This is a genomic window from Flavobacterium sp., from assembly GCF_041392085.1.
Taxonomy (GTDB): domain Bacteria; phylum Bacteroidota; class Bacteroidia; order Flavobacteriales; family Flavobacteriaceae; genus Flavobacterium.
Genome location: NZ_JAWKMW010000007.1, coordinates 233,420 through 254,801, shown reverse-complemented (window position 1 = coordinate 254,801; position 21,382 = coordinate 233,420). Strand labels below are relative to the sequence as shown.

Annotated in this window: 27 protein-coding genes and 4 tRNA genes; 30 read left to right on the top strand and 1 reads right to left on the bottom strand. The window is 33.5% G+C overall.

The features are described 5' to 3' along the window. Positions 1–138: 138 nt before the first annotated feature. From R2782_RS07525 to R2782_RS07445, 17 genes are all read left to right on the top strand, one after another. Entirely contained in the window at positions 139–477 is a 339-nt protein-coding gene (locus tag R2782_RS07525) for a hypothetical protein (protein ID WP_371267573.1), read from the top strand. A gap of 1,302 nt (positions 478–1,779) precedes the next feature. Continuing rightward, positions 1,780–1,917 (top strand): hypothetical protein, encoded by a 138-nt coding sequence (locus R2782_RS07520; RefSeq protein ID WP_371267571.1) that lies wholly within the window; start codon positions 1,780–1,782, stop codon positions 1,915–1,917. Then, on the top strand, positions 1,908–2,099 hold the full coding sequence (locus R2782_RS07515) for a hypothetical protein (RefSeq protein ID WP_371267569.1): 192 nt from the start codon (positions 1,908–1,910) through the stop codon (positions 2,097–2,099). The genes R2782_RS07520 and R2782_RS07515 overlap by 10 nt, the downstream gene beginning before the upstream one ends. A gap of 782 nt (positions 2,100–2,881) precedes the next feature. After that, complete coding sequence (locus tag R2782_RS07510; protein ID WP_371267567.1) at positions 2,882–3,064, top strand: hypothetical protein; 183 nt, start codon at positions 2,882–2,884, stop codon at positions 3,062–3,064. Between the two features lie 471 nt (positions 3,065–3,535). Further along, entirely contained in the window at positions 3,536–3,805 is a 270-nt protein-coding gene (locus tag R2782_RS07505; RefSeq protein WP_371267565.1) for a S8 family serine peptidase, read from the top strand. A gap of 7 nt (positions 3,806–3,812) precedes the next feature. Continuing rightward, the gene (locus R2782_RS07500) at positions 3,813–4,016 is read left to right on the top strand and encodes a hypothetical protein (protein ID WP_371267563.1); all 204 of its coding nucleotides are present in this window, start codon (positions 3,813–3,815) and stop codon (positions 4,014–4,016) included. After that, positions 3,988–4,251 carry a S8 family serine peptidase gene (locus R2782_RS07495; protein WP_371267561.1) on the top strand — a complete coding sequence of 88 codons (264 nt, stop codon included), beginning with the start codon at positions 3,988–3,990 and terminating at the stop codon, positions 4,249–4,251. The genes R2782_RS07500 and R2782_RS07495 overlap by 29 nt, the downstream gene beginning before the upstream one ends. Before the next feature lie 304 nt (positions 4,252–4,555). Beyond that, on the top strand, positions 4,556–4,711 hold the full coding sequence (locus R2782_RS07490; protein WP_371267559.1) for a hypothetical protein: 156 nt from the start codon (positions 4,556–4,558) through the stop codon (positions 4,709–4,711). A 90-nt stretch (positions 4,712–4,801) separates the two neighbouring features. Next, positions 4,802–4,936: a T9SS type A sorting domain-containing protein gene (locus R2782_RS07485; protein WP_371267652.1), complete on the top strand. Its 135-nt coding sequence runs from the start codon at positions 4,802–4,804 to the stop codon at positions 4,934–4,936. Between the two features lie 157 nt (positions 4,937–5,093). Then, entirely contained in the window at positions 5,094–7,061 is a 1,968-nt protein-coding gene (locus R2782_RS07480) for a putative porin (protein ID WP_371267557.1), read from the top strand. A 195-nt stretch (positions 7,062–7,256) separates the two neighbouring features. Then, positions 7,257–8,618 (top strand): pyridoxal-phosphate dependent enzyme, encoded by a 1,362-nt coding sequence (locus tag R2782_RS07475; RefSeq protein WP_371267555.1) that lies wholly within the window; start codon positions 7,257–7,259, stop codon positions 8,616–8,618. 97 nt (positions 8,619–8,715) lie between these two features. Next, on the top strand, positions 8,716–9,990 hold the full coding sequence (locus R2782_RS07470; protein WP_371267553.1) for a DUF2851 family protein: 1,275 nt from the start codon (positions 8,716–8,718) through the stop codon (positions 9,988–9,990). An 11-nt stretch (positions 9,991–10,001) separates the two neighbouring features. Beyond that, on the top strand, positions 10,002–10,409 hold the full coding sequence (locus tag R2782_RS07465) for a 6-phosphogluconate dehydrogenase (RefSeq protein WP_371267551.1): 408 nt from the start codon (positions 10,002–10,004) through the stop codon (positions 10,407–10,409). Between the two features lie 7 nt (positions 10,410–10,416). Beyond that, on the top strand, positions 10,417–10,644 hold the full coding sequence (locus tag R2782_RS07460; protein WP_371267549.1) for a PspC domain-containing protein: 228 nt from the start codon (positions 10,417–10,419) through the stop codon (positions 10,642–10,644). An 89-nt stretch (positions 10,645–10,733) separates the two neighbouring features. Then, a complete protein-coding gene (locus tag R2782_RS07455; RefSeq protein ID WP_371267547.1) occupies positions 10,734–12,230 on the top strand; it encodes an alanine/glycine:cation symporter family protein in 1,497 nt (498 codons plus the stop codon). A gap of 13 nt (positions 12,231–12,243) precedes the next feature. Beyond that, positions 12,244–13,113, top strand: coding sequence for a ComEA family DNA-binding protein (locus tag R2782_RS07450; protein WP_371267545.1), 870 nt, complete (start codon positions 12,244–12,246; stop codon positions 13,111–13,113). Positions 13,114–13,148: 35 nt separating this feature from the next. Further along, positions 13,149–14,318, top strand: coding sequence for an acyl-CoA dehydrogenase family protein (locus R2782_RS07445; RefSeq protein WP_371267543.1), 1,170 nt, complete (start codon positions 13,149–13,151; stop codon positions 14,316–14,318). 29 nt (positions 14,319–14,347) lie between these two features. Here the strand turns inward: R2782_RS07445 and R2782_RS07440 are convergent, their stop codons facing one another. Continuing rightward, positions 14,348–15,415 carry an endonuclease/exonuclease/phosphatase family protein gene (locus R2782_RS07440; RefSeq protein WP_371267541.1) on the bottom strand — a complete coding sequence of 356 codons (1,068 nt, stop codon included), beginning with the start codon at positions 15,413–15,415 and terminating at the stop codon, positions 14,348–14,350. Between the two features lie 149 nt (positions 15,416–15,564). Here R2782_RS07440 and rpsU point away from each other — a divergent pair, with 149 nt between their 5' ends. The 13 genes from rpsU to rplJ all read left to right on the top strand — a co-directional run bounded on the left by rpsU (position 15,565) and on the right by rplJ (position 21,380). Continuing rightward, positions 15,565–15,759: a 30S ribosomal protein S21 gene (gene rpsU, locus R2782_RS07435; protein ID WP_371267539.1), complete on the top strand. Its 195-nt coding sequence runs from the start codon at positions 15,565–15,567 to the stop codon at positions 15,757–15,759. A 68-nt stretch (positions 15,760–15,827) separates the two neighbouring features. After that, a complete protein-coding gene (locus R2782_RS07430) occupies positions 15,828–16,724 on the top strand; it encodes a tyrosine-type recombinase/integrase (RefSeq protein ID WP_371267538.1) in 897 nt (298 codons plus the stop codon). A gap of 34 nt (positions 16,725–16,758) precedes the next feature. Further along, positions 16,759–17,061, top strand: coding sequence for a ribosome hibernation-promoting factor, HPF/YfiA family (gene hpf / locus R2782_RS07425; RefSeq protein WP_371267536.1), 303 nt, complete (start codon positions 16,759–16,761; stop codon positions 17,059–17,061). A gap of 91 nt (positions 17,062–17,152) precedes the next feature. Further along, a tRNA-Thr gene (locus R2782_RS07420) sits at positions 17,153–17,226 on the top strand. Between the two features lie 82 nt (positions 17,227–17,308). After that, positions 17,309–17,389: transfer RNA gene (locus R2782_RS07415), tRNA-Tyr, on the top strand. Between the two features lie 31 nt (positions 17,390–17,420). Next, positions 17,421–17,492: transfer RNA gene (locus R2782_RS07410), tRNA-Thr, on the top strand. 54 nt (positions 17,493–17,546) lie between these two features. Further along, on the top strand, positions 17,547–18,734 hold the full coding sequence (gene tuf / locus R2782_RS07405; protein WP_371267534.1) for an elongation factor Tu: 1,188 nt from the start codon (positions 17,547–17,549) through the stop codon (positions 18,732–18,734). A 58-nt stretch (positions 18,735–18,792) separates the two neighbouring features. Further along, positions 18,793–18,863: transfer RNA gene (locus R2782_RS07400), tRNA-Trp, on the top strand. 15 nt (positions 18,864–18,878) lie between these two features. Then, entirely contained in the window at positions 18,879–19,076 is a 198-nt protein-coding gene (gene secE / locus R2782_RS07395) for a preprotein translocase subunit SecE (RefSeq protein ID WP_371267532.1), read from the top strand. An 8-nt stretch (positions 19,077–19,084) separates the two neighbouring features. Further along, positions 19,085–19,636 (top strand): transcription termination/antitermination protein NusG, encoded by a 552-nt coding sequence (nusG, locus tag R2782_RS07390; protein WP_371267530.1) that lies wholly within the window; start codon positions 19,085–19,087, stop codon positions 19,634–19,636. Positions 19,637–19,701: 65 nt separating this feature from the next. Further along, positions 19,702–20,139, top strand: a complete 438-nt coding sequence (gene rplK / locus R2782_RS07385; RefSeq protein ID WP_129463946.1) for a 50S ribosomal protein L11 — start codon at positions 19,702–19,704, stop codon at positions 20,137–20,139. Between the two features lie 13 nt (positions 20,140–20,152). Further along, entirely contained in the window at positions 20,153–20,842 is a 690-nt protein-coding gene (rplA, locus tag R2782_RS07380) for a 50S ribosomal protein L1 (protein WP_371267528.1), read from the top strand. A gap of 22 nt (positions 20,843–20,864) precedes the next feature. Then, positions 20,865–21,380, top strand: a complete 516-nt coding sequence (gene rplJ / locus R2782_RS07375) for a 50S ribosomal protein L10 (protein WP_371267526.1) — start codon at positions 20,865–20,867, stop codon at positions 21,378–21,380. Positions 21,381–21,382: the final 2 nt, after the last annotated feature.

Genomic DNA, 21,382 nt, shown 5'->3' with positions numbered 1-21,382 from the left:
TTTTTTCTCGTAAGACCTGAAAATATTGGCGATAGTTGTAAGGTTTTGGAACTACTTTGAATGCTGATGTAGTTAAGACTGATAATTTGACTGTCTCATGACCTTAATGCAACAAGTTATAAAAATACAATCACATTGTTGCCTGAAAATGGTTTAGATAATAATTTTATAGTGTCAGGTAATTTCATCAGAGAAGAAGGTGGAGGTGCTTATGACTACTATATGAGAGAATTTGCAGGAGTTAATCCGGCAACTGGAGCTGCACTTTTTTGGATGGATATTGATGAAGCGATCCTGCCGCAGGTAGACAACTTACGGAAAACTACGCTGAAGCTGATTTGTATAGAATTGCAACGGTTTCCTCCCGATGTACGGAGATTTGAAGTAGATGAAGTTGATTTATTGCTAGTGTTGATTTTGCCTATCAAATGGGTGGTTATGCAACTGATGGAGAGTGGTTGTCTGGAATGTCGTTAGCTCCAGGAGGTGGTTTACATAGTGATTTTAGTAAAACTTTGACACCTGATAATGTTAATGCTTTACCACGAGTTGATATTGATGATCCAAGACAATATTATAGCAATAGTACTTTGTCACTTATTAAATCGGATTACTTAAGTATTCAAACGTTGGCGCGGGCTATACGTTTAATCCTAGTGTTTCTGAGAGATTTGGTCTTAGTAAACTTAGAATTTGGTTTAGCAGATAATGTTCATTTATGGTCTTTAAGCGTCAAGGTTACGACCCACGTCAAAGTGGTGTAACTGGTGCATCAGGTAATTCTTATTCTATATTGAGAACAATTTCATTTGGTATAAATTTAGAATTTTAAAAAAAATTATGAAAAACAAAAATTTATTTGCTTGCATTATTTGCTGTGGTAATGTCTGCATGTTCGGAAGATTTTCTTGAAAAAGATTAGAGATGATATTCAGATCAACAGTTGGCCGAGTTGGCTAGTTCAAATCCAGAGGCTGTGTTAACATTAGCTACCGGTAATGAAGGTGGAAACTGCTTTTTCAAATATTTCAGTACGGTTGACATGGTAATTTTCATGATGAGTTTGGTCACATGGGGTATAATTTAGGGTTTGATTCGATGAGTAATAGATATTCAAACGTTTTCACATTGGTTTGAGATATCCATCATACTGTTGAAATGAGGCTAGGTTTAAGAACAGACGCATGTTTGGCAATTTGATGATTGAATAGTTTAGCAACAGAGAACGTGTTTAGCTTTGAAAGAAGAAGCTGCTCCTGAATTAAAATTTATTAGGGAGGGAGATTGTTAGCAATGAGAGGTTTTGGAGCTATTTAACTGAGTTGGAGTATATGGTAATAATGATGGTTTAGGTGTGCCTCTTGTAACAGAAAGATGTTATATTGTGACAACCAGTTGAAGATTTGAAGCATTAATTCTAGCGATTATGGAAGAGGCGAAGAACTGCTTGATGGTTACAGTGGTTCAAGTAAAACAAGTGTTGACAAAAAAGTTGTAGCAGGTTTTCTTGCAAGATTTCATTTAGAATATGGTAATTATGCACAAGCTGCTACTTATGCTGAAGCTGCAAGGTCAGGTTATCACTCTTATGGATTTCTGGATTGCAAGATGGTTTTAATAAAATTACTAACGAAGAGTGGATGTGGGTGCAGATATTAATACTGTTACTTCAACTTATTATGCATCTTATTTTTCTCATATTGGTAATTTAACCTATAGCAGGTTGTTACAACCCATACAAAGAAAGATAAAAGAATATTGATGTGAATATCTGCTACTATGATTGTTAGAAAAGGTTGGTTTGCTGCGGCAGGAAATCCTTTTGGATTGCCTCAGTATGCTAATGTTAAGTTTGTAGATGATACTGATTTTGAGGGAGATTATGTGTTTATGCGTGTGCTGCTGAAATGTATTTAATTGAGGCTGAAGCAAAAGCATTGGCGGGTAATGAAGCTGGAGCTAGACAAGCTTTATTTCAATTGATTTCTACAAGAGATGCTTCATATACTTTATCTACGAATTCGGGACAAAATTTAATTGAAGAGATTAGACTTACAGAAAATGAACTTGGGGAGAAGGTTTTGCATTCTTTGATATGAAAAGATGGAATACTGGATTAAATGAACTATACTTGGTTCAAATCATATATAGCATTTGGCTTTTTTGATTATCCTTCGGGTTCAGTCAAATTTAATTTCCAAATTCCTTTTGAGTGAAATTAATACTAATGCTGATCTTGGTGCTCAAAATCCGTTTTAACTATTTAATTCTTAAATTTTACAATATGAAAAAAATATTTTCATTGATACAATGATACTTTTTGCTTCCTTAATTGGTTGCGATGAACATGACCCTGTAAGGTTGAAGCTCCAGCCTCTCTTGGTTTTGAAAATCAAGTGAACAGTTTGGTTTTAGTTATTGTTCAATGTTAAAACTTTTAAAAGTTTATGCTACTCAGAAGTCTGATGTTGATAGAGTTATTACAATTACACAACTTTTAGAAGGGGAGGGATGAAATGGCCAACCAAATTCAACTGCTGTAGATGGTGATTATACTGTTTCGACTTCATCTGTTACAATTCCTGCTGGGGAGTTGTATGGAAGTTTTGATGTAGTTTTTGATTCTGAGTTAGACGTTACTGTATCTAGATATGTAACTTTCCAAATAGATTCTCCTGATGGTTATTTTGTAAACAAACAAAAAATAAAGCAAGGTAACTTGCTAATTGTTTATGCTTTCTAATAATTGTTGTATTTGAATCGACTTTGGATCGTTGGGGATCTGAAACTACTTGGGATATAAAAATAGTTCAGGGGTAGTTGTTCAATCTGGCGGCCTTATTCAGATGCTGCAAGCAATGTCCTTCAGCCATTGGCTCCAATGACATTTGATTTACCTGATGGAACCTATACTTTTACTATTAATGACTCTTATGGGGATGGTATGGTAACTTCAGCATCTGTTACAGGTTTTTATAAGTTGAGTAAAGATTGCGGTTCAGTTTTGATTGACGTTGTTGGAAATTTTGAAACTATTCAAACTCATACTTTTTCTATACCTTAATAAATTTTCTTATATAAAGAAAAAGACTGTTAGAAATAATTAGTCTTTTTCTTCTAAATTAATCATATGAAAAATTTAAATATTTTACTTTGTTTGTTTTTTTGTTCAAGTTTTTTTGGACAAGACAAGCAAGGTATTAACCTATAAAGTCAGAATCTAACTTATTTGAATTAGCTCAGTTACAAGATAAATTTTCTAATAAAATATTTGGTTGACTCAGTAAGGATAGCAGAATTTTAAAAAGTAATATGTTTTTGGAGAAAGAGATATTCTGTAGAAAAGTTACTTAAATATATTCGATAATTGATGGGAAGCCTATTTATAGAGCAACTGATAACTTAACGCAGCTAAAGCCAGACGATAATTCTCAGACAGGTGGTGATTTAGGACTCAATTTAAATGGGAAATGATATGCGTATTGGAGTTTGGGATGGTGGCAGTGCTTTTAAAAACACATGTTGAATTTTATGAATGGAAGTTCTAGAATTACAACTCCAGACAGTACTTTTGCCAAATCCATCTACTATCGGTCATGCCACCCATGTTGTTGGAACAATTGGTGCATCTGGTGTATCAGCTTCAGCTAAAGGAATGGCTCCTGAATCATCAATAGCTTCTTATAATTGGAATAACGACCTTACTGAAGTAACAAATGAAATTAATTCAACCGGATTGTTACTTTCAAATCATTCCTATGGTGTACCTGTTTTGAACGATGAAGGCGAATTAACATTGCAGTAAACTTGCAATGGGATGCTATAATTCTGAAGCAGTAGAATGGGATCAGCTTGCATATAATGCACCTTATTACTTAATGGTAACGTCAGCTGGAAATTCAGGTGGAGATTCTTATTCAGGAGGATTGATGGATGGCTTTGATAAATTAACGATGGAAAAATGCCAAAATAATCTTGTTGTAGCAAATGCAAATCCCTTTTATAAGTCCAGTTAATGGAGCTTTAATAAATGTTGTTATTAATAGTTCAAGTAGTCAAGGTCCAAGTGATGACGGTAGAGTTAAGCCTGATATTGCCGGTGATGGAACTAATGTGTTCTCAACATACAATGAAAATGATACTCAGTATGCAACTTTATCAGGAACTTCGATGGCTAGCCCAAATGTTGCTGGAAGTTTATTACTTCTACAAGAATATTATAATGAATTGCATGGTGTTTATATGCTTTAAAAGGTTTAGTTTGCCACAATGCCTTTGATGCTGGTTCTGTTGACCTGGATCCACGTTTTGGGTGGGGACTGTTAGATGCAAAACAATCTGCAATTACTCTAACGGGTGCTAGTCAAGTTACTCCTATTTCAGTTGTTAACACGAGTTAACTTTAAGCCAAGACAAGTTTACCTTTTGATGTGGTAGCACCTCAAAAACTTAAAGCTACAATTTCTGGGACAGATGTGCCGGGAACTGCCAAAAACAACCAATTAAATTGCCAACTCCAGCTTTAGTTAATGATCTGATTTGAGAATTATTAAAAATGAAGAAGTTAATTTTCCTTGTAAATTGCAACTTTCAAATGTTTCCTGCTGCTGCCATAAAAGGTGATAATATTGTTGATAATATTGAAAAGGTTGAAGTTGATAATGCCTCCGGTACTTATACCATACAAGTTTCACATAAATATGCACTTTAATAAATGATTCGCAAGATATAGTGTAATTGTTACTGGTTTTGATTCACTTTTACTTTCTAATAAGGAGTTCGATAAAAAATTTGATTTCGTATTGGTCCAAATCCAGTTAATGATATTTTAGAAGGAAATAAAAGTAGTTTGCATAGTATTACAAAATATGAATTGTTTGATATGCAAGGGAGGTTGGTTCAAAACAATAGTTTACTTGAACAAAATAATTTTTGAAAATTAATATGGCTTCATTAAATCAAGGTATATACATATTAAATTTAATTTCTGAATACGGAACTGTAACTGAAAAGTAATTAAAAAGTAGTTTTTTCTACTTAAACAGAATTTTTTTATCTTAATTTCTCATTACATTTGCCTTAACCAATATGTAATGAGAAATTTTTTTTATATACTTTTTTGTTTTTTCTTCAGTCCTTTTTCTCAAGTGAGAAATCTGCAAAATAATGATGGAGCCAAAAAACTTGTTAAAGACACTATAAGAAGAGCAAAAGCAAAGAGTTTAAAAGATGAGTTTGTACAATCTATTAATAATTATAAAATCATATCTATCGAGAGAGATACCACCCATTATGACACCTCTTTAACTCTTGAGAAAGAATATAAATACAATTATTTGCGTAAAGATATATTTGGTTTATTGCCTTTTGCAAATGAAGGGCAAACATACAATACTCTTGACTTTGGAATGAATCAATTCAATCCGTATCCAGAGATAGGAATGAACGGGAAACATTTTAATTTTCTCAAAGCAAACGATATTCATTATTATCACGTGCCAACACCTTTAACAGAATTGTATTTTAAAACCGTAATGGAACAAGGTCAAAATCTTGATGCCTTTATTACTTTAAACACTTCCGAAAGGCTTAATTTTTCAATAGCTTATAAAGGACTTCGTTCACTTGGCAAGTATATCAACCAACTTTCTAGTACCGGAAATTTCCGTTTTACAACAAGTTATCAAACAAAAAACAACCGCTATCAATTAAAAGCTCATTTTACAGCCCAAGATATTTTGAATGGTGAAAATGGTGGAATTATAAATTTAGAGAATTTCGAAGGTGGTGAGGAAGATTTTAGGAATCGAGCTCGAGTGCAAGTGTATTTAAATGATGCTGAAACGTTGTTAAAAGGGAACCGCTATTTTTACGATCATTATTTCCGAATCAATAAAAATGATTCCCAAAATAATGTTTATCTACACCATCAATTTAATTATGAGCATAAGTTTTTTAATTATAATCAGTCCACCGTTGCTACTACAATTATTTCTGATGAGGGGAATAGGGTTGTGAATCGTTTTGGCGATTCTTATGTGCTAAGTAATATTAATGATGAAACCCGATACAATAGAATGTATAATAAAATTGGGACCATGTACGAAAACAAATTGCTAGGAGAGTTTCAGTTTTTTCTTGAAGATTTTCGTTTCAATTATTTTTACAACAGAGCAATTGTACAGGGTGATGAATTAATTCCTAGTAATCTGAGTGACGAAATTCAATGCATTGGAGGTAAATACACTTACCAAAAAAACAAATGGAATGGAAAAATAGCTTATTCTACCTCTATTACAAACCATAGTCTTTCAAGTCTTGACGGGAAGTTGCTTTTTCAATACAATGCTAAAAACAGCCTTGATTTACGCTTTCAAAATCTAAATCGATTACCCAATCATACTTTTTCGCTTTTCCAAAGTAGCTATGTCAATTACAATTGGTTAAATGATTTTAAAAATGAAAAAATAAATAACATCGAATTAACTGCCAAAACAAAATGGATAGATGCAGCATTTCAATTCACAACACTCAACGATTTTCTATATTTTGGTCAGAACACGGCACCGGAAAATCAACTTTTGGTTGCACCAAAGCAATACGATAAAACCATAAATTACTTAAGCATAAAAGCCGGAAAGGAATTAATATTTTGGAAATTAGCCTTCGATAATACTATTCTTTACCAAAAAGTAGATCAGGAAGAAAACATTTTAAACGTACCTGAACTAACACTTCGAAGTACATTATATTTTTCAGGTCATTTTTTTAAAAAAGCACTTTTTTTGCAGACCGGTGTAACGGTAAATTACTTTAGTAAGTATTATGCCAATGACTATAATCCGGTGATAGCCGATTTTTATGTACAAAACACTCAAAAAATTGGCAATTTCCCCATGGTTGATTTCTTTATCAATGCCAAAGTAAAGACAGCAAGAATATATTTAAAAGCTGAACATTTTAACGCAGCAATGACCGGATTCAACTACTATTCTGCTCCCAACTACCCCTACCGAGATTTTATTGTTCGTTTCGGACTAGAATGGAATTTCTTTTTGTAAAAAGCAGAACGACTTAGGCTTTTTCAGCAATTTTGTTCGCGTCATTCGCTATGTCTTTTACTTTGCAAAAAGATATCGCTACTACTAGGGCTAGAAAAGTTAAGAATAAAACTAATTTTAAAAATAGAACCGTTCAATAAATCAATAATTGAATAATCCAAAAATGCCTATCTTTGCCGCCGAAAAACAAACAAAATGAAATTCGCAAAAAATATATTAGAAACAATCGGAAATACACCGCTTGTTAAAATCAATAAAATTACCCAAGAATTAGATTGTTTAGTGCTTGCCAAAGTAGAAACATTTAATCCCGGTAACTCTGTAAAAGACAGGATGGCTATCAAGATGATCGAAGATGCTGAGGCAGATGGTCGGCTTAAACCGGGTGGAACAATCATAGAAGGGACTTCCGGAAATACAGGGATGGGCTTGGCATTGGGAGCAATCGTTAAAGGCTATAAGCTAATCTGTGTAATTACAGACAAACAATCCAAAGAAAAAATGGATATTCTACGAGCTGTAGGAGCCAAAGTAATTGTTTGCCCAACCGATGTTGAGCCCGATGATTCACGTTCCTATTATTCTGTTTCCAAACGATTGGGCACGGAGATTCCAAATTCTTGGTATGTTAACCAATATGACAATCCATCTAATGCCATTGCTCATTACGAACAAACAGGTCCGGAAATTTGGGAACAAACGCAAGGAAAAGTTACCCATTTTGTGGTGGGAGTAGGGACAGGAGGAACCATTTCTGGCGTAGCTAAATATTTAAAAGAGCAGAACCCTAACGTAAAAATTTGGGGTGTAGACACCTATGGTTCTGTGTTTAAAAAATACCACGAGACCGGTATTTTCGACGAAAATGAGATTTATTCTTATATCACTGAAGGGATTGGCGAAGATATTTTGCCTAAAAACGTAGATTTTTCACTCATCGACGGATTTACAAAGGTAACGGATAAAGATGCGGCTGTTTTTACAAGACGATTAGCCTTGGAAGAAGGAATTTTTGTGGGTAATTCAGCAGGCTCTGCAATTAAAGGGGTTTTACAACTAAAGGAGCATTTTAAACCCGAAGATGTAGTTGTTGTTCTGTTCCATGATTCGGGTAGTCGCTATGTAGGTAAAATGTTTAACGATGATTGGATGCGTGAACGCGGATTCTTGGATGAAGAAATTACTACAGCAGCTGATCTGATTAAAAACCATAGAGATAAATCGTTGGTAGTTGTTCGGACAGAAGAATTAGTATCTCATGCTATCGATCGTTTAAAAAAATTCAATATTTCGCAAATACCGGTAATTGATACTTCTGGATTTGTAGGTTCTATTGACGAATCAGACTTGTTTAAAAGTTATTTTTCAGATAAAAATATTGCAGAAAAACCTATTCGTGAAATCATGGGGAATCCTTATCCAATTGTACAAGAAAATACCCCGGTTGAAGAAGTATCCAAACTTATCAACAAAGACAATCAAGCGGTTTTAGTTCAGTTGGAAAACGGAAAATACCATATCATTACGAAGCACGATATTATTAGCTCGATAAAGTAAACTGCTCAAATCAAAAGTTTCTAAATCCAATCGGTTTTCGATTGGATTTTTTTATTACTTTAGTGTTTTATTTTAGCCTAAATTAAGAATATACGCCATGAAAGAAGATTTCCTCCATTACGTTTGGCAGTACAAGAAGTTTGCCTTAACAAATCTTAAAACTTTTTCCGGACAAGAGTTAACCATAATTCATTCCGGTTATTACGTGCAGCAAGCCGGGCCCGACTTTTTTAACGCACAGATTATCATCGACAATCAAAAATGGGCTGGAAACATTGAAATTCACTCAAAATCTTCCGATTGGTATGTGCATCATCATCAAACCGATGCAAATTATGATAATGTTATTCTGCATGTTGTTTGGGAACACGATACAGACGTCTTTAGAAAAAATAATACTGTCATTCCTGTATTTGAATTAAAACAACACGTTTCTCATGAGGTTTTGCAACACTATAAAAATTTATTTGCTCAAAAAACATGGATTAACTGTGAAAATCAATTAGCGACAATAGATAGTTTTACAATTTCCAATTGGATAGAACGTTTGTTTTTTGAACGTTTGGAGAAAAAAGCAAACGAAGTTGAAACGCTTCTTCAAAAAAACACATTCGATTGGGAAGCTACTTTTTTTCAGTTACTAGCTAAAAGCTTTGGACTTAATACTAATGGCGAGGCTTTTTTAAAAATGGCTGAGTCAATACCTTACTCCGTTGTTAAAAAAGAAGGGTTTGAAGTCAAATCTTTGGAAGCCCTTTTTTTTGGAGCAACCGGACTTTTAGAAGATGAAAACGAAGATAATTATTTTGATGATTTAAAAAAAAGGTGGAATTATCTTAAATATAAGTACAGATTGAATGTAAATTATTATGATTCTGTGCAATTTTTTAAGCTACGTCCTGATAATTTTCCTACAATTCGTTTGGCTCAACTGGCTCAGATAATTGCAAAACAGCATCATCTTTTTCAAAACTTAATTAATACTAATTCAATTCATCAAATTTATCACTACTTTGATTGTAATGTTACTGAATATTGGCAATCACATTATGTTTTTGATAAACCACATTCAAGAAGAAATAAAAAAATAACAAAAAGCTTTATTGATTTACTCGTTTTAAATTGCATTCTACCCATAAAATTTGCTTTTGCTCACATCAACGGAAATAGTATAGAAGAGAATATTGTTGCCTTAGCTTCTGAAATTGTTTCAGAAAAAAATACAATTATTGATAAGTTTAAAAGTGTTGGTTTGGCTTCAACTAATAGTTATCAATCACAGGCAATGCTTCAATTAAAAAAAGAATATTGTAACATAAATAAATGTTTGCATTGTGCAATTGGACAAAAGTTGATTAACTTTACTTCTTAAAAATTATTATTATGAAAAATAATGATGTCAAACTTTCTATTGGACAAAAAGTAAAAAAGTACTTTTTTAGATTAATTGTTTTACTTTTTGTTCTTTTCTTTGGCTATTTTGCATTTATCTATTATGTCCCCTATTCAGAGGGAGTGCGTTCAGGAGAGTTAATAAAATTTAGCAAAAAAGGAGTTGTGTTCAAAACTTGGGAAGGTGAAATGAGTCAGGGAATTTCCGGGGCACAAATTTTTAAATTTACTGTAGCAAATAAAAACAAGGAAATTATAAAAACAATGGAAAATCTTCAAGGAAGGTATGTAAAATTAAGCTATGAAGAAAGATATAAAGCTTTTTTTTGGTGGGGTGATACACCTTATTTTATTGATGCTATTGAAGAAGAAGAGTCACCCTTTGTGAGTCCAAAATAAATTAATGATGCATTGGATAGTATCTATTAGACTTTTTTTTGAAAAACACGGATTTCATGTTTCATCTCGTTTAGCGGATAGATTAGGGATGCGTGCTACAAATGTTCGATTGTTTTTTATTTATATTTCATTCGTAACCGTTGGGTTGTGGTTTGGAGTTTACATTACGTTGGCCTTTTGGTTAAAATTAAAAGATATGATTCACACTAAACGTAGTTCTGTTTTTGATTTGTAATGAAATTTCAAAAAAAGAAGATGGATTCTTTTTTTAAAACCTTTTTTTTTGCATCTTGCTTAACTAAAATTTTAATCAAAATTAACTTTATGAAAAAGTTGCTCTCAATTTTTACATTATTACTGCCAATTATAACATTTAGTCAGGAAAAAGGCTTAGACGAAAAAATAAATGACATTATCAAGCCGGCTGTTGATGCAATGTCAAATGTTTTTTTTTATAAACCACTAGAAGCTTTTGGTTTTGATATGCCTTTGGTTGTACTATGGTTGGTAGTTGGAGCTACTTTTTTTACAATCTATATGGGGTTCATTAACCTCAAAGGAATTAAACACGCTTACCAACTGATTAGAGGTGATTATGATAAACCGGAAGATGAAGGAGAAGTTTCTCACTTTCAAGCGTTGGTAACGGCACTTTCTGGTACTGTTGGTTTAGGAAATATAGCAGGTGTAGCGGTAGCCATTTCATTGGGTGGAGCAGGAGCTACTTTTTGGATGATTTTAGCAGGTTTTTTAGGAATGTCTTCAAAATTTGTAGAATGTACTCTTGGGGTAAAATACAGGAGATTGAATGATTTGGGAGAAGTTTCAGGTGGGCCGATGTACTATCTTTCTGAAGGATTACGAAGAAAAGGATATGTTGGTTTGGGTAAGATTTTGGCGATTATTTTTGCTGTCTTAGCAGTAGGAGGTTCATTCGGAGGCGGGAATATGTTTCAAGCTAATCAATCATTTGCTCAATTAGCTAATGTATTTCCTGTTTTTGAAGGCAAAGGTTTTTTGTATGGTTTAGTCGTGGCTTTTTTTGTTGGAATTGTGATTATTGGAGGAATTAAAAAAATTGCAAGTGTTACAGACAAAATAGTACCCTTTATGGTTGGGATTTATGTTCTAACTTCTCTTATAATTATCTTTGTTAATATTGCTCATCTTGGTGATGCCTTTAGGGAGATATTTGCAGGTGCTTTCACGGCAGATGGAATAACCGGTGGTGTAATAGGTGTTTTGGTAGTTGGTTTTCAACGAGCTGCTTTTTCTAATGAAGCCGGTGTAGGGTCTGCAGCTATTGCTCACTCAGCTGTTAAAACAGATGAACCTGTAAGTGAAGGGATAGTTGCTTTATTAGAACCATTTGTAGACACAATTGTGGTGTGCACGATGACTGCTTTAGTACTTATTTTTTCCGGATATGCCCATGACACTCAAGGTTTGACAGGTTCTGCGTTAACATCGGCTGCCTTTAGCAGCGTTTTGCCATGGTTCAAATATGTATTGTTAGTTGCCATCATTCTGTTTGCTTTTTCAACTATGATTTCGTGGTCATATTATGGAATGAAATCATGGACATACTTATTCGGCAATACAAAGAAAATGGAAAATCTTTACAAAATTCTTTTTTTAATATTTGTTGTATTGGGAGCTTCGGCTAGTTTAGGTGCGGTTATCGATTTTTCCGATATGATGATTTTAGGAATGGCATTTCCAAATATCCTTGGATTATATTTTCTGTCTGCTGAAGTGAGAAATGATTTAAAGGATTATTTCAAGAGACTAAAATCTGGAGAAATTAAGAAATACAATTAATTGAACATTAGGTATGCAATTCAAATCCTATTTCCGATTGTCTAAACAACAAAGAGATGGGATATTTTTGTTGTTATTACTAATTATTATTACTCAATTAGTTTATTTTTTTTGGATAACAAAGCAAACTGGCAAAGCAGAAAACGCGAACAAGGAGTGGTTAGCTATGCAGTTGGTTATTGATAGTTTGAAGAATTCTGAGAATAATATAAAACAAACAATTTATCCGTTTAATCCAAATTTTATTACCGATTTTAAAGGATACAAAATGGGTTTGTCTGCTGATGAGTTAGATAAACTTTTTGCCTTTCGTAAACAAAATAAATTTGTAAACTCTGCTGAGGAATTTCAAGCTGTTACCGGAGTTTCAGATAGTTTGCTAAGTGTAATTTCCCCTTATTTTAAATTTCCGGATTGGGTAAATCAACCTAAAAAGCAATATGTCTCTTATTCAAATAATAAGTTTGAGAATAAAAAAACAATTGAGAAAATTGATATTAATCAGGCAACACAAGAAGATTTAATAAAGGTTTACGGAATTGGTCAGGCTTTATCTGAACGAATATTAAAGCAAAAAGAAAGTCTTGGAAGCTTTGTATCAATGGAACAAATGAATTTTATTTGGGGTTTAAGTCCGGAAGTTATAGAAAAGTTAAACGAGCATTTTGTAATATCTTCTGAACCAAAAATAAAAAAAGTTGATATTAACAATGCTTCGGTTAAAGAACTAGCTAAATTTCCATACTTTAATTACTCAATCGCCAAAGAGATTGTAACGCATCGAAGTATGAATGGCGAAATAAAAGGCATTGAGGATTTAACAAAAATAAAAGGTTTTCCTGTTGAAAAATTAAAAATTATTGCCTTATATTTGGAATTCTAAAAAAAATAGACATTTTAGCAAACTAATTTTATTTTATGAATTCAGTATACTTTACGGAAGAACACCAATTATTCAGAGCAACTTTACGGGATTTTTTACAAAAAGAAGTTGTTCCTCACATTGAAAAATGGGAACAAACTGGAACTATTGAACGATTTATTTGGAAAAAGTTTGGCGACATGGGTTTTTTCGGTTTAACTTATCCGGAAGCATACGGGGGGATGAATTTAGATTTATTCTATACAGTTATATTTTTAGAAGAACTACAAAAAATAAAATCTGCGGGATTTGCTGCGGCTATGTGGGCTCATTCCTATTTAGCTATGACTCATTTGAATGCAGAGGGTGACGAACGAATTAAACAAAATTATTTGGCACCTAGTATTTCAGGAGACAAAATAGGAGCTTTATGTATTACTGAACCTTTTGGCGGAAGTGATGTAGCCGGCATGCGAACTACCGCAGTAAAAAAAGGAGACAAATACGTAATAAACGGGTCTAAAACATTCATTACTAATGGTGTTTATGCAGATTACTATGTTGTCGCTGCAAAAACGCAACCTGAATTAGGAAACAAAGGTATCAGTATATTTTTAGTTGATACCACTACAGAAGGAATAACGGCAACAAAACTTGATAAATTAGGTTGGAGAGCATCCGATACTGCTGAGATTTCATTTGATAACGTTCAAATTCCTTCAAATAACTTAATGGGAGAAGAAGGAAAAGGTTTTGCGTATATTATGCAACATTTTGCTTTGGAGCGTTTAGTGATGGCAGTGAATGCTCATGCACGTGCAGAATATGCGATTGATTATACTGTAGAGTATATGTCTCAACGTGAGGCATTCGGAAGTACCATCAATAAATTTCAGGCACTTCGCCACACTATGGTAGAGCATGCTACTGAAGTTGAGCATTGTAAGATTTTCAATTATGCCGCGGTGAATCGTTTAATTAAAGGTGAATATGTTGTGAAAGAAGCGACAATGGCTAAATTAAAATCAACAAAAGTAGCTGATGAAACCATCTATAGTTGTTTACAAATGTTAGGAGGATATGGTTATATGGAGGAATATCCATTGGCTAGATTGTTAAGAGATAGTCGATTAGGTCCAATTGGAGGGGGGACTTCTGAAATCTTAAAAGAAATTTTATCTAAAATGATTATAGACAATCAAAGCTACAAACCGGCTGTAAAATAGTTTTTTGATTGTGTTAATATAAGCGGAAATCATTCACGGTTTTCGCTTTCTTCGTTTATTCCCTCTTCAATCATTTGACTAATCTCTTTTTTCTCATGTTGTTCTAATGTGTCAATCAATTCTTCTTGCGAACTGTTTTGTTTGTTGATATGGAACGAAGTGTAAATTGGAAAATGATCTGAACCAAAATAGGATAATGTTCTTAGCTCCTCTATGAAAACATCAGTTGAGTGAAAAAGCAAGTCTATCGGAAATCGAAAAAACCAATAGTTGGCATGAAAAGTTGAAAACAATCCTCTGCCAATTCTGGCGTCAATTAATTCACTGGTTTTTCTAAAGAGTAATGACGATTTTGCCCAAGCTACATTATTAAAATCACCTACTACCAAACATGGATCTTGTTTGGTTTTAACAACTTTGGCAACACTCAATAATTCACCGTCTCTTTCTTTTGCGTTTTCTTCTTCTGTTGGGCTAGGGGGAGGCGGATGGACACCAAAAAAGTTAAATATAAATCCATCTTTTGATTCGATTTTTGCATCGATACTTGGAATGTCATCTGCCACAAAGTAATGGACTTGGTGTGAAATAATTTTTAATCTTGAATAGAAGTGAATACCATATGTGTTTTCTAAAGCAACTTTTACATGAAAGGGATATGATATGTCAAAATGTGAAAGTGCATTTTCCCAATTTTGATTAGATTCCATGGTAAAAAAAATATCGGGATTATGTTTTTCAATTAAGTTAATAAATTTGTTGTAACTAGTATTATCTTGATAGATGTTTGCAGAAATAATACTTATAGTTTCCGAGCAGTAAATGGTTTTTTTCTTATTAGGACTTGCATGTAATTTAGTATAAGGAAATAAATCTTTCGCATGAAAAATAATTGTAAGCAAATTCAATCCTAATACAACAAAAAAAAGCGTCTCTTTGTTTTTTGTTAAAATTAATCCTAATAAGCTAGTTAAAACTAAAAGTACAAACAATTGAACCTTCCCAAATTCAAATACTCTAAAAAACCAATGTGAATTTTGAACCAATGGAATTAAACTCGATACGATTATTAAAATTGAGAAAATGTAAAAAAGCATTTTTAAATAAAATTAATCAAAATTTATGAATTAACTCTTTTAAAATAATTCTTAGTTATCATTGCCTGTAAAATAAATGAGCATTATATTTCAATTTCAAAAATAATTATTACATTTGCACCCACTAAATGAGAGGAGGTGTCTAGATTATGTTAATTATACCAATTAAAGACGGAGAGAATATCGACAGAGCGTTAAAACGCTATAAAAGAAAATTTGATAAAACAGGAACGGTTCGTCAATTGAGAGCACGTCAGGCTTTTATTAAACCATCTGTTGTTAGAAGAGCACAAATTCAAAAAGCTCAATACATTCAAACATTGAAAGACAATGTAGAAATGTAATTGTAATTTTTAATAAAATTTAACCGTTAGTTAAAGAAGTTTTGTAACTTTGAGCTAACGGTTTTTTTATGCAATCCAATCAACAAGCATTTCAGGACTATCTTCATATGCAAAAGCACTACTCTTTGCATACCGTAAAGGCTTACATCAATGATTTAAGTGAATTTGAAAGATTTAATAATGTTCATTACAATCAAGATTCAATAGATAATGTTGCTTATGCACAAATTAGAAGTTGGATAGTGAAGTTGGTTGAAGCGAACCTTTCCACTGTTTCAATAAACAGAAAAATATCTTCTCTAAAAAGTTACTATAGATTTTTATTAAAAATTAAACAAATTGAGCAAAGTCCATTATTAAAACACAAAGCTCTCAAAACTCCGAAAAAAATTCAAATTCCTTTTTCTGAAAGAGAATTAGATTTGGTATTGAATCAGCTTGTTTATCCGGATGGTTTTGAGGGAGTTAGAGATAAATTAATGATTGATTTGTTTTATACTACCGGAATAAGGAGGGCTGAACTTATTAATTTAAGTGTAAATGGAGTAAACTTTTCAAATGCTACCCTAAAAGTTTTGGGAAAAAGAAATAAAGAGCGAATAATTCCTTTATTACCTATTATTATTAATCAATTAAATAGTTATTTGGTTCAACGCAACCAACTAAAAGAAATAAGAGATCATGATATTTTATTTTTGACACAAAAAGGTGTTAAATTGAATGATACACTTGTTTATCGATTAATTAATATGTACTTTAGTAATGTCTCCGAAAAGGTAAAAAAAAGTCCACATATTTTGCGTCACACGTTTGCTACGCACCTCTTAAATAACGGAGCAGATTTGAATTCAGTTAAAGAATTATTAGGGCATTCAAGTTTGGCATCAACACAAGTGTACACTCACAATAGTCTTACAGAGTTAAAAAAAGTATATGGGAATGCACATCCAAGAAACCAAAAATAATTCGTTAAGTTTGTTTAACCTTAAAAATTAAATTATGAAGGTAAATGTTAATGCTGTAAATTTTAATATTGATCGAAAATTAGTGGATTTCATTCAATTACGAATGAATAAGTTGGAAAAGTATTATGACAAAGTGATTGTGGCCGATGTCTTTCTGAAAGTTGAATCAACCAGTGAGAAAGAAAACAAGATTGTTGAAATTAAAATTCATGTACCCGGTGATGATTTTATAGTAAAAAAACAATGTAAAACATTCGAAGAATCTGTTGATTCAGTTGCCGAAGCATTGGAACGTTTGCTTTTGAAAAGGAAAGAAAAAATCAGAACACATATATAATTGAAATTTTTTAAAAAAATGTTTTGATTGACAAATAAAATCTATACATTTGCAGTCCGTTAGAAATAGCGGACTTTTTTTATTGAGTATTGCCGGTGTAGCTCAGCTGGCTAGAGCAGCTGATTTGTAATCAGCAGGTCGTGGGTTCGAGTCCCTCTATCGGCTCAATTGAAAGATAGCAATAAAATGTTTTGTAAGATTTTAATTTCAAAACATTTATGATCATTTAAAGTTTGAAAAGATTTGAGGGGAGATACTCAAGCGGCCAACGAGGACGGACTGTAAATCCGTTGGGAAACCTTCGCAGGTTCGAATCCTGCTCTCCCCACAATTTTCAACTTAAAAAAGATTGATTTCTTGCCGGTGTAGCTCAGGGGTAGAGTGCTTCCTTGGTAAGGAAGAGGTCACGGGTTCAAATCCCGTCATTGGCTCAAAATTGTAAGATTTAAACACTATTATATAACTAAGATTAAAAATTAAGTAAAATGGCAAAAGAAAGTTTTAATCGTTCCAAACCCCATTTAAATATTGGTACAATTGGACACGTAGATCACGGTAAAACTACATTAACTGCGGCAATTACTAAAGTATTGTCTGAAAAAGGTTTCTGTCAAGCAAAATCGTTTGATCAAATTGATAATGCTCCTGAGGAGAAAGAAAGAGGTATTACTATTAACACTTCGCACGTAGAGTACGAAACTGCTAATCGTCATTATGCTCACGTTGACTGTCCAGGTCACGCGGATTACGTAAAAAACATGGTTACAGGTGCTGCTCAAATGGATGGTGCTATTCTTGTTGTTGCTGCAACAGATGGTCCAATGCCACAAACTCGTGAGCACATCCTTTTAGGTCGTCAAGTAGGTATTCCAAGAATTGTTGTTTTCATGAACAAAGTGGATATGGTTGATGACGCTGAGCTTTTGGAGCTTGTTGAAATGGAAATCAGAGATTTGTTATCATTCTATGAGTATGATGGAGATAACGGTCCGGTTATTCAAGGTTCTGCTTTAGGAGGATTGAATGGAGATGCTAAATGGGTTGAAAAAATCATGGAATTAATGGAAGCAGTTGATGCTTGGATTGAAGAGCCGGTGCGTGATAATGCAAAACCATTCTTGATGCCTGTTGAGGATGTATTTACAATTACTGGTCGTGGAACTGTTGCTACAGGTCGTATTGAAACAGGAGTTGCTAATACTGGAGATCCGGTTGAAATCATTGGTATGGGTGCTGACAAGTTGACTTCAACAATTACCGGAGTTGAGATGTTCCGTAAAATCCTTGATAGAGGTGAGGCTGGAGATAACGTAGGTCTTTTATTGAGAGGTATTGACAAGGCTGATATCCGTAGAGGTATGGTAATTTGTAAGCCAGGTTCTGTAAAACCACACGCTAAATTCAAAGCTGAGGTTTATATTTTGAAAAAAGAAGAAGGTGGTCGTCACACGCCTTTCCACAACAACTACCGTCCACAGTTCTATGTAAGAACTACAGACGTTACTGGTACAATTTCTTTACCAGCTGGAGTTGAAATGGTAATGCCAGGTGATAACTTAACTATCGATGTAACTTTATTAAGCCCAATCGCTCTTAATATTGGATTGCGTTTCGCTATCCGTGAGGGTGGTAGAACTGTTGGAGCTGGTCAGGTTACTGAAATCGTTGACTAATTCATAAATTTATATAAAGCCAGTTCATATTCTTTTGGGTATGACTGGCTTTTAACTAACGGGTGTAGTTCAAGGGTAGAATAGCGGTCTCCAAAACCGTTGATGGGAGTTCGAATCTCTCCATCCGTGCAAAAAATAATTATAATGACAAAAGTTGTTAACTACATAACAGAAGCTTTTCAAGAACTTAAAACAAATGTAACTTGGTTACCTTGGTCTGAAGTACAGCGTTTAACTATTATTGTTGCGGTTTTTACAATTTTATTTTCGTTAGCTACTTGGGGTGTTGATGAAGTTTTTAGAAAAGCAATATCAGGGTTTTTTAATTTGATAAAAGGATAGTTTCTGTTATGGCTGATAGTAGTTTAAAAAAGTGGTATGTAGTTAGAGCTGTAAGTGGCCAAGAAAATAAGGTTAAGACATATATTGAAAATGAAATTAACCGTCTTCAATTAGCTGATTATATTGCACAAGTTTTAGTTCCTACAGAAAAAGTGGTTCAAGTGCGAGATGGAAAAAAAATAGCTAAAGACAAAGTTTATTTTCCGGGGTACGTAATGATTGAAGCTAACTTAATTGGTGAAATTCCACATATCATAAAATCTATTACTGGTGTAATTGGTTTTTTGGGTGAAGTAAAAGGAGGTGATCCTGTGCCCTTACGCCTGTCTGAAGTTAATAGGATGTTGGGTAAAGTAGATGAGTTAGCAATAACAGCTGATACACAAAACATTCCATTTAATATCGGAGAGACAATTAAAGTTATCGATGGACCATTTAATGGTTTTAACGGAACAGTTGAAAAAATAAACGAAGATAAGCGTAAACTAGAAGTAATGGTGAAAATTTTCGGAAGAAAAACACCATTAGAATTAGGGTTTATGCAAGTAGAAAAAGTATAATTTGTTACATTATTATAAACCGCATCTTGCTTCCAACTGAGATGTGCTAAATTTTTTAAAACACAATGGCTAAAGAAGTTAGTAAAGTAGTTAAACTACAAGTAAAGGGAGGTGCCGCGAATCCTTCGCCACCGGTCGGACCTGCTTTGGGAGCTGCTGGAGTTAACATCATGGAGTTCTGTAAGCAATTTAATGCTAGAACTCAAGATAAACCCGGCAAAGTTTTACCAGTACAGATTACAGTGTACAAAGACAAATCGTTTGATTTTGTTGTAAAAACTCCACCCGCTGCCATCCAGTTATTGGATGCAACGAAGCTAAAGTCAGGTTCAGGTCAACCAAATCGTAAAAAAGTAGCTAGCGTTACTTGGGATCAAATTAGAACAATTGCTGAAGACAAAATGGTAGATTTAAATGCATTTACTATCGAGTCTGCTATGAGTATGATAGCAGGAACAGCTCGTTCTATGGGTATAACAGTATCAGGAGTTGCTCCTTTTTAATTAAAAGAAAGACATGGCAAAATTGACAAAAAAGCAAAAAGAGGCTGCAGCAAAAATTGAAAAAAGTAAACTATATTCTTTAAAAGATGCTTCTGCATTGTTAAAGGAAGTTGCTTCTGCAAAATTTGATGAGTCTGTTGATATCGCTGTAAAATTAGGAGTTGATCCTAGAAAAGCGAATCAAATGGTAAGAGGTGTGGTTGCACTACCACATGGAACTGGTAAAGATGTTAGAGTTTTAGCACTTGTTACTCCAGATAAAGAAGCGGAAGCTAAAGCTGCTGGTGCAGACCACGTAGGTTTAGATGATTATTTACAAAAAATTAAAGATGGTTGGACAGATGTTGATGTAATCATCACTATGCCTGCTGTAATGGGTAAATTAGGTCCATTAGGTCGTGTTTTAGGACCTAGAGGTTTAATGCCTAATCCTAAAACAGGTACCGTAACAATGGATGTTGCTAAAGCTGTTCAAGAAGTGAAAGCTGGTAAAATCGACTTTAAAGTGGATAAAACCGGAATCGTTCACGCCGGAATCGGAAGAGTTTCTTTCGATGCTGACAAAATTGTAGATAATGCACACGAAATTATTCAAACATTAATCAAAATGAAACCAACTGCAGCAAAAGGTACTTATATCAAGTCTATCCACTTGTCTAGTACTATGAGCCCTGCAATTGCTTTAGATCCTAAAGCAGTATAATTGGTAGTTAAAAAATTATAGTATGACTAGAGAAGAAAAATCAAGAGTTATTGAAGATTTAACTGCACAGTTGGCGGATAGTAATGTTGTCTACATTGCAGATATTTCTAATCTTAATGCTGAAACAACTTCAAATCTTAGAAGAGCTTGTTTTAAAGCTGGAATCCAATTGAATGTCGTTAAAAACACTTTGTTGGAAAAAGCTATGGAAGCTTCTGATAATGATTACGGAGATTTACCTTCAATATTAAAAGGAAATACTTCAATAATGATAGCAGAGAACGGAAACGCTCCTGCTAAAATCATCAAAGAATTCCGTAAAAAATCTGATAAACCTATTTTAAAAGGAGCTTATATCCATCAGGCAGTATTTATTGGCGATAACCAATTAGACGCTCTGATTGCTCTTAAATCTAAAGAAGAAGTTATTGGAGAAATTATTGGACTTCTTCAATCTCCTGCTAAAAACGTTGTTTCCGCTCTTAAATCTGGTGGAGGTAAAATTGCAGGAATTGTTAAAACCTTATCCGAAAGATAAGA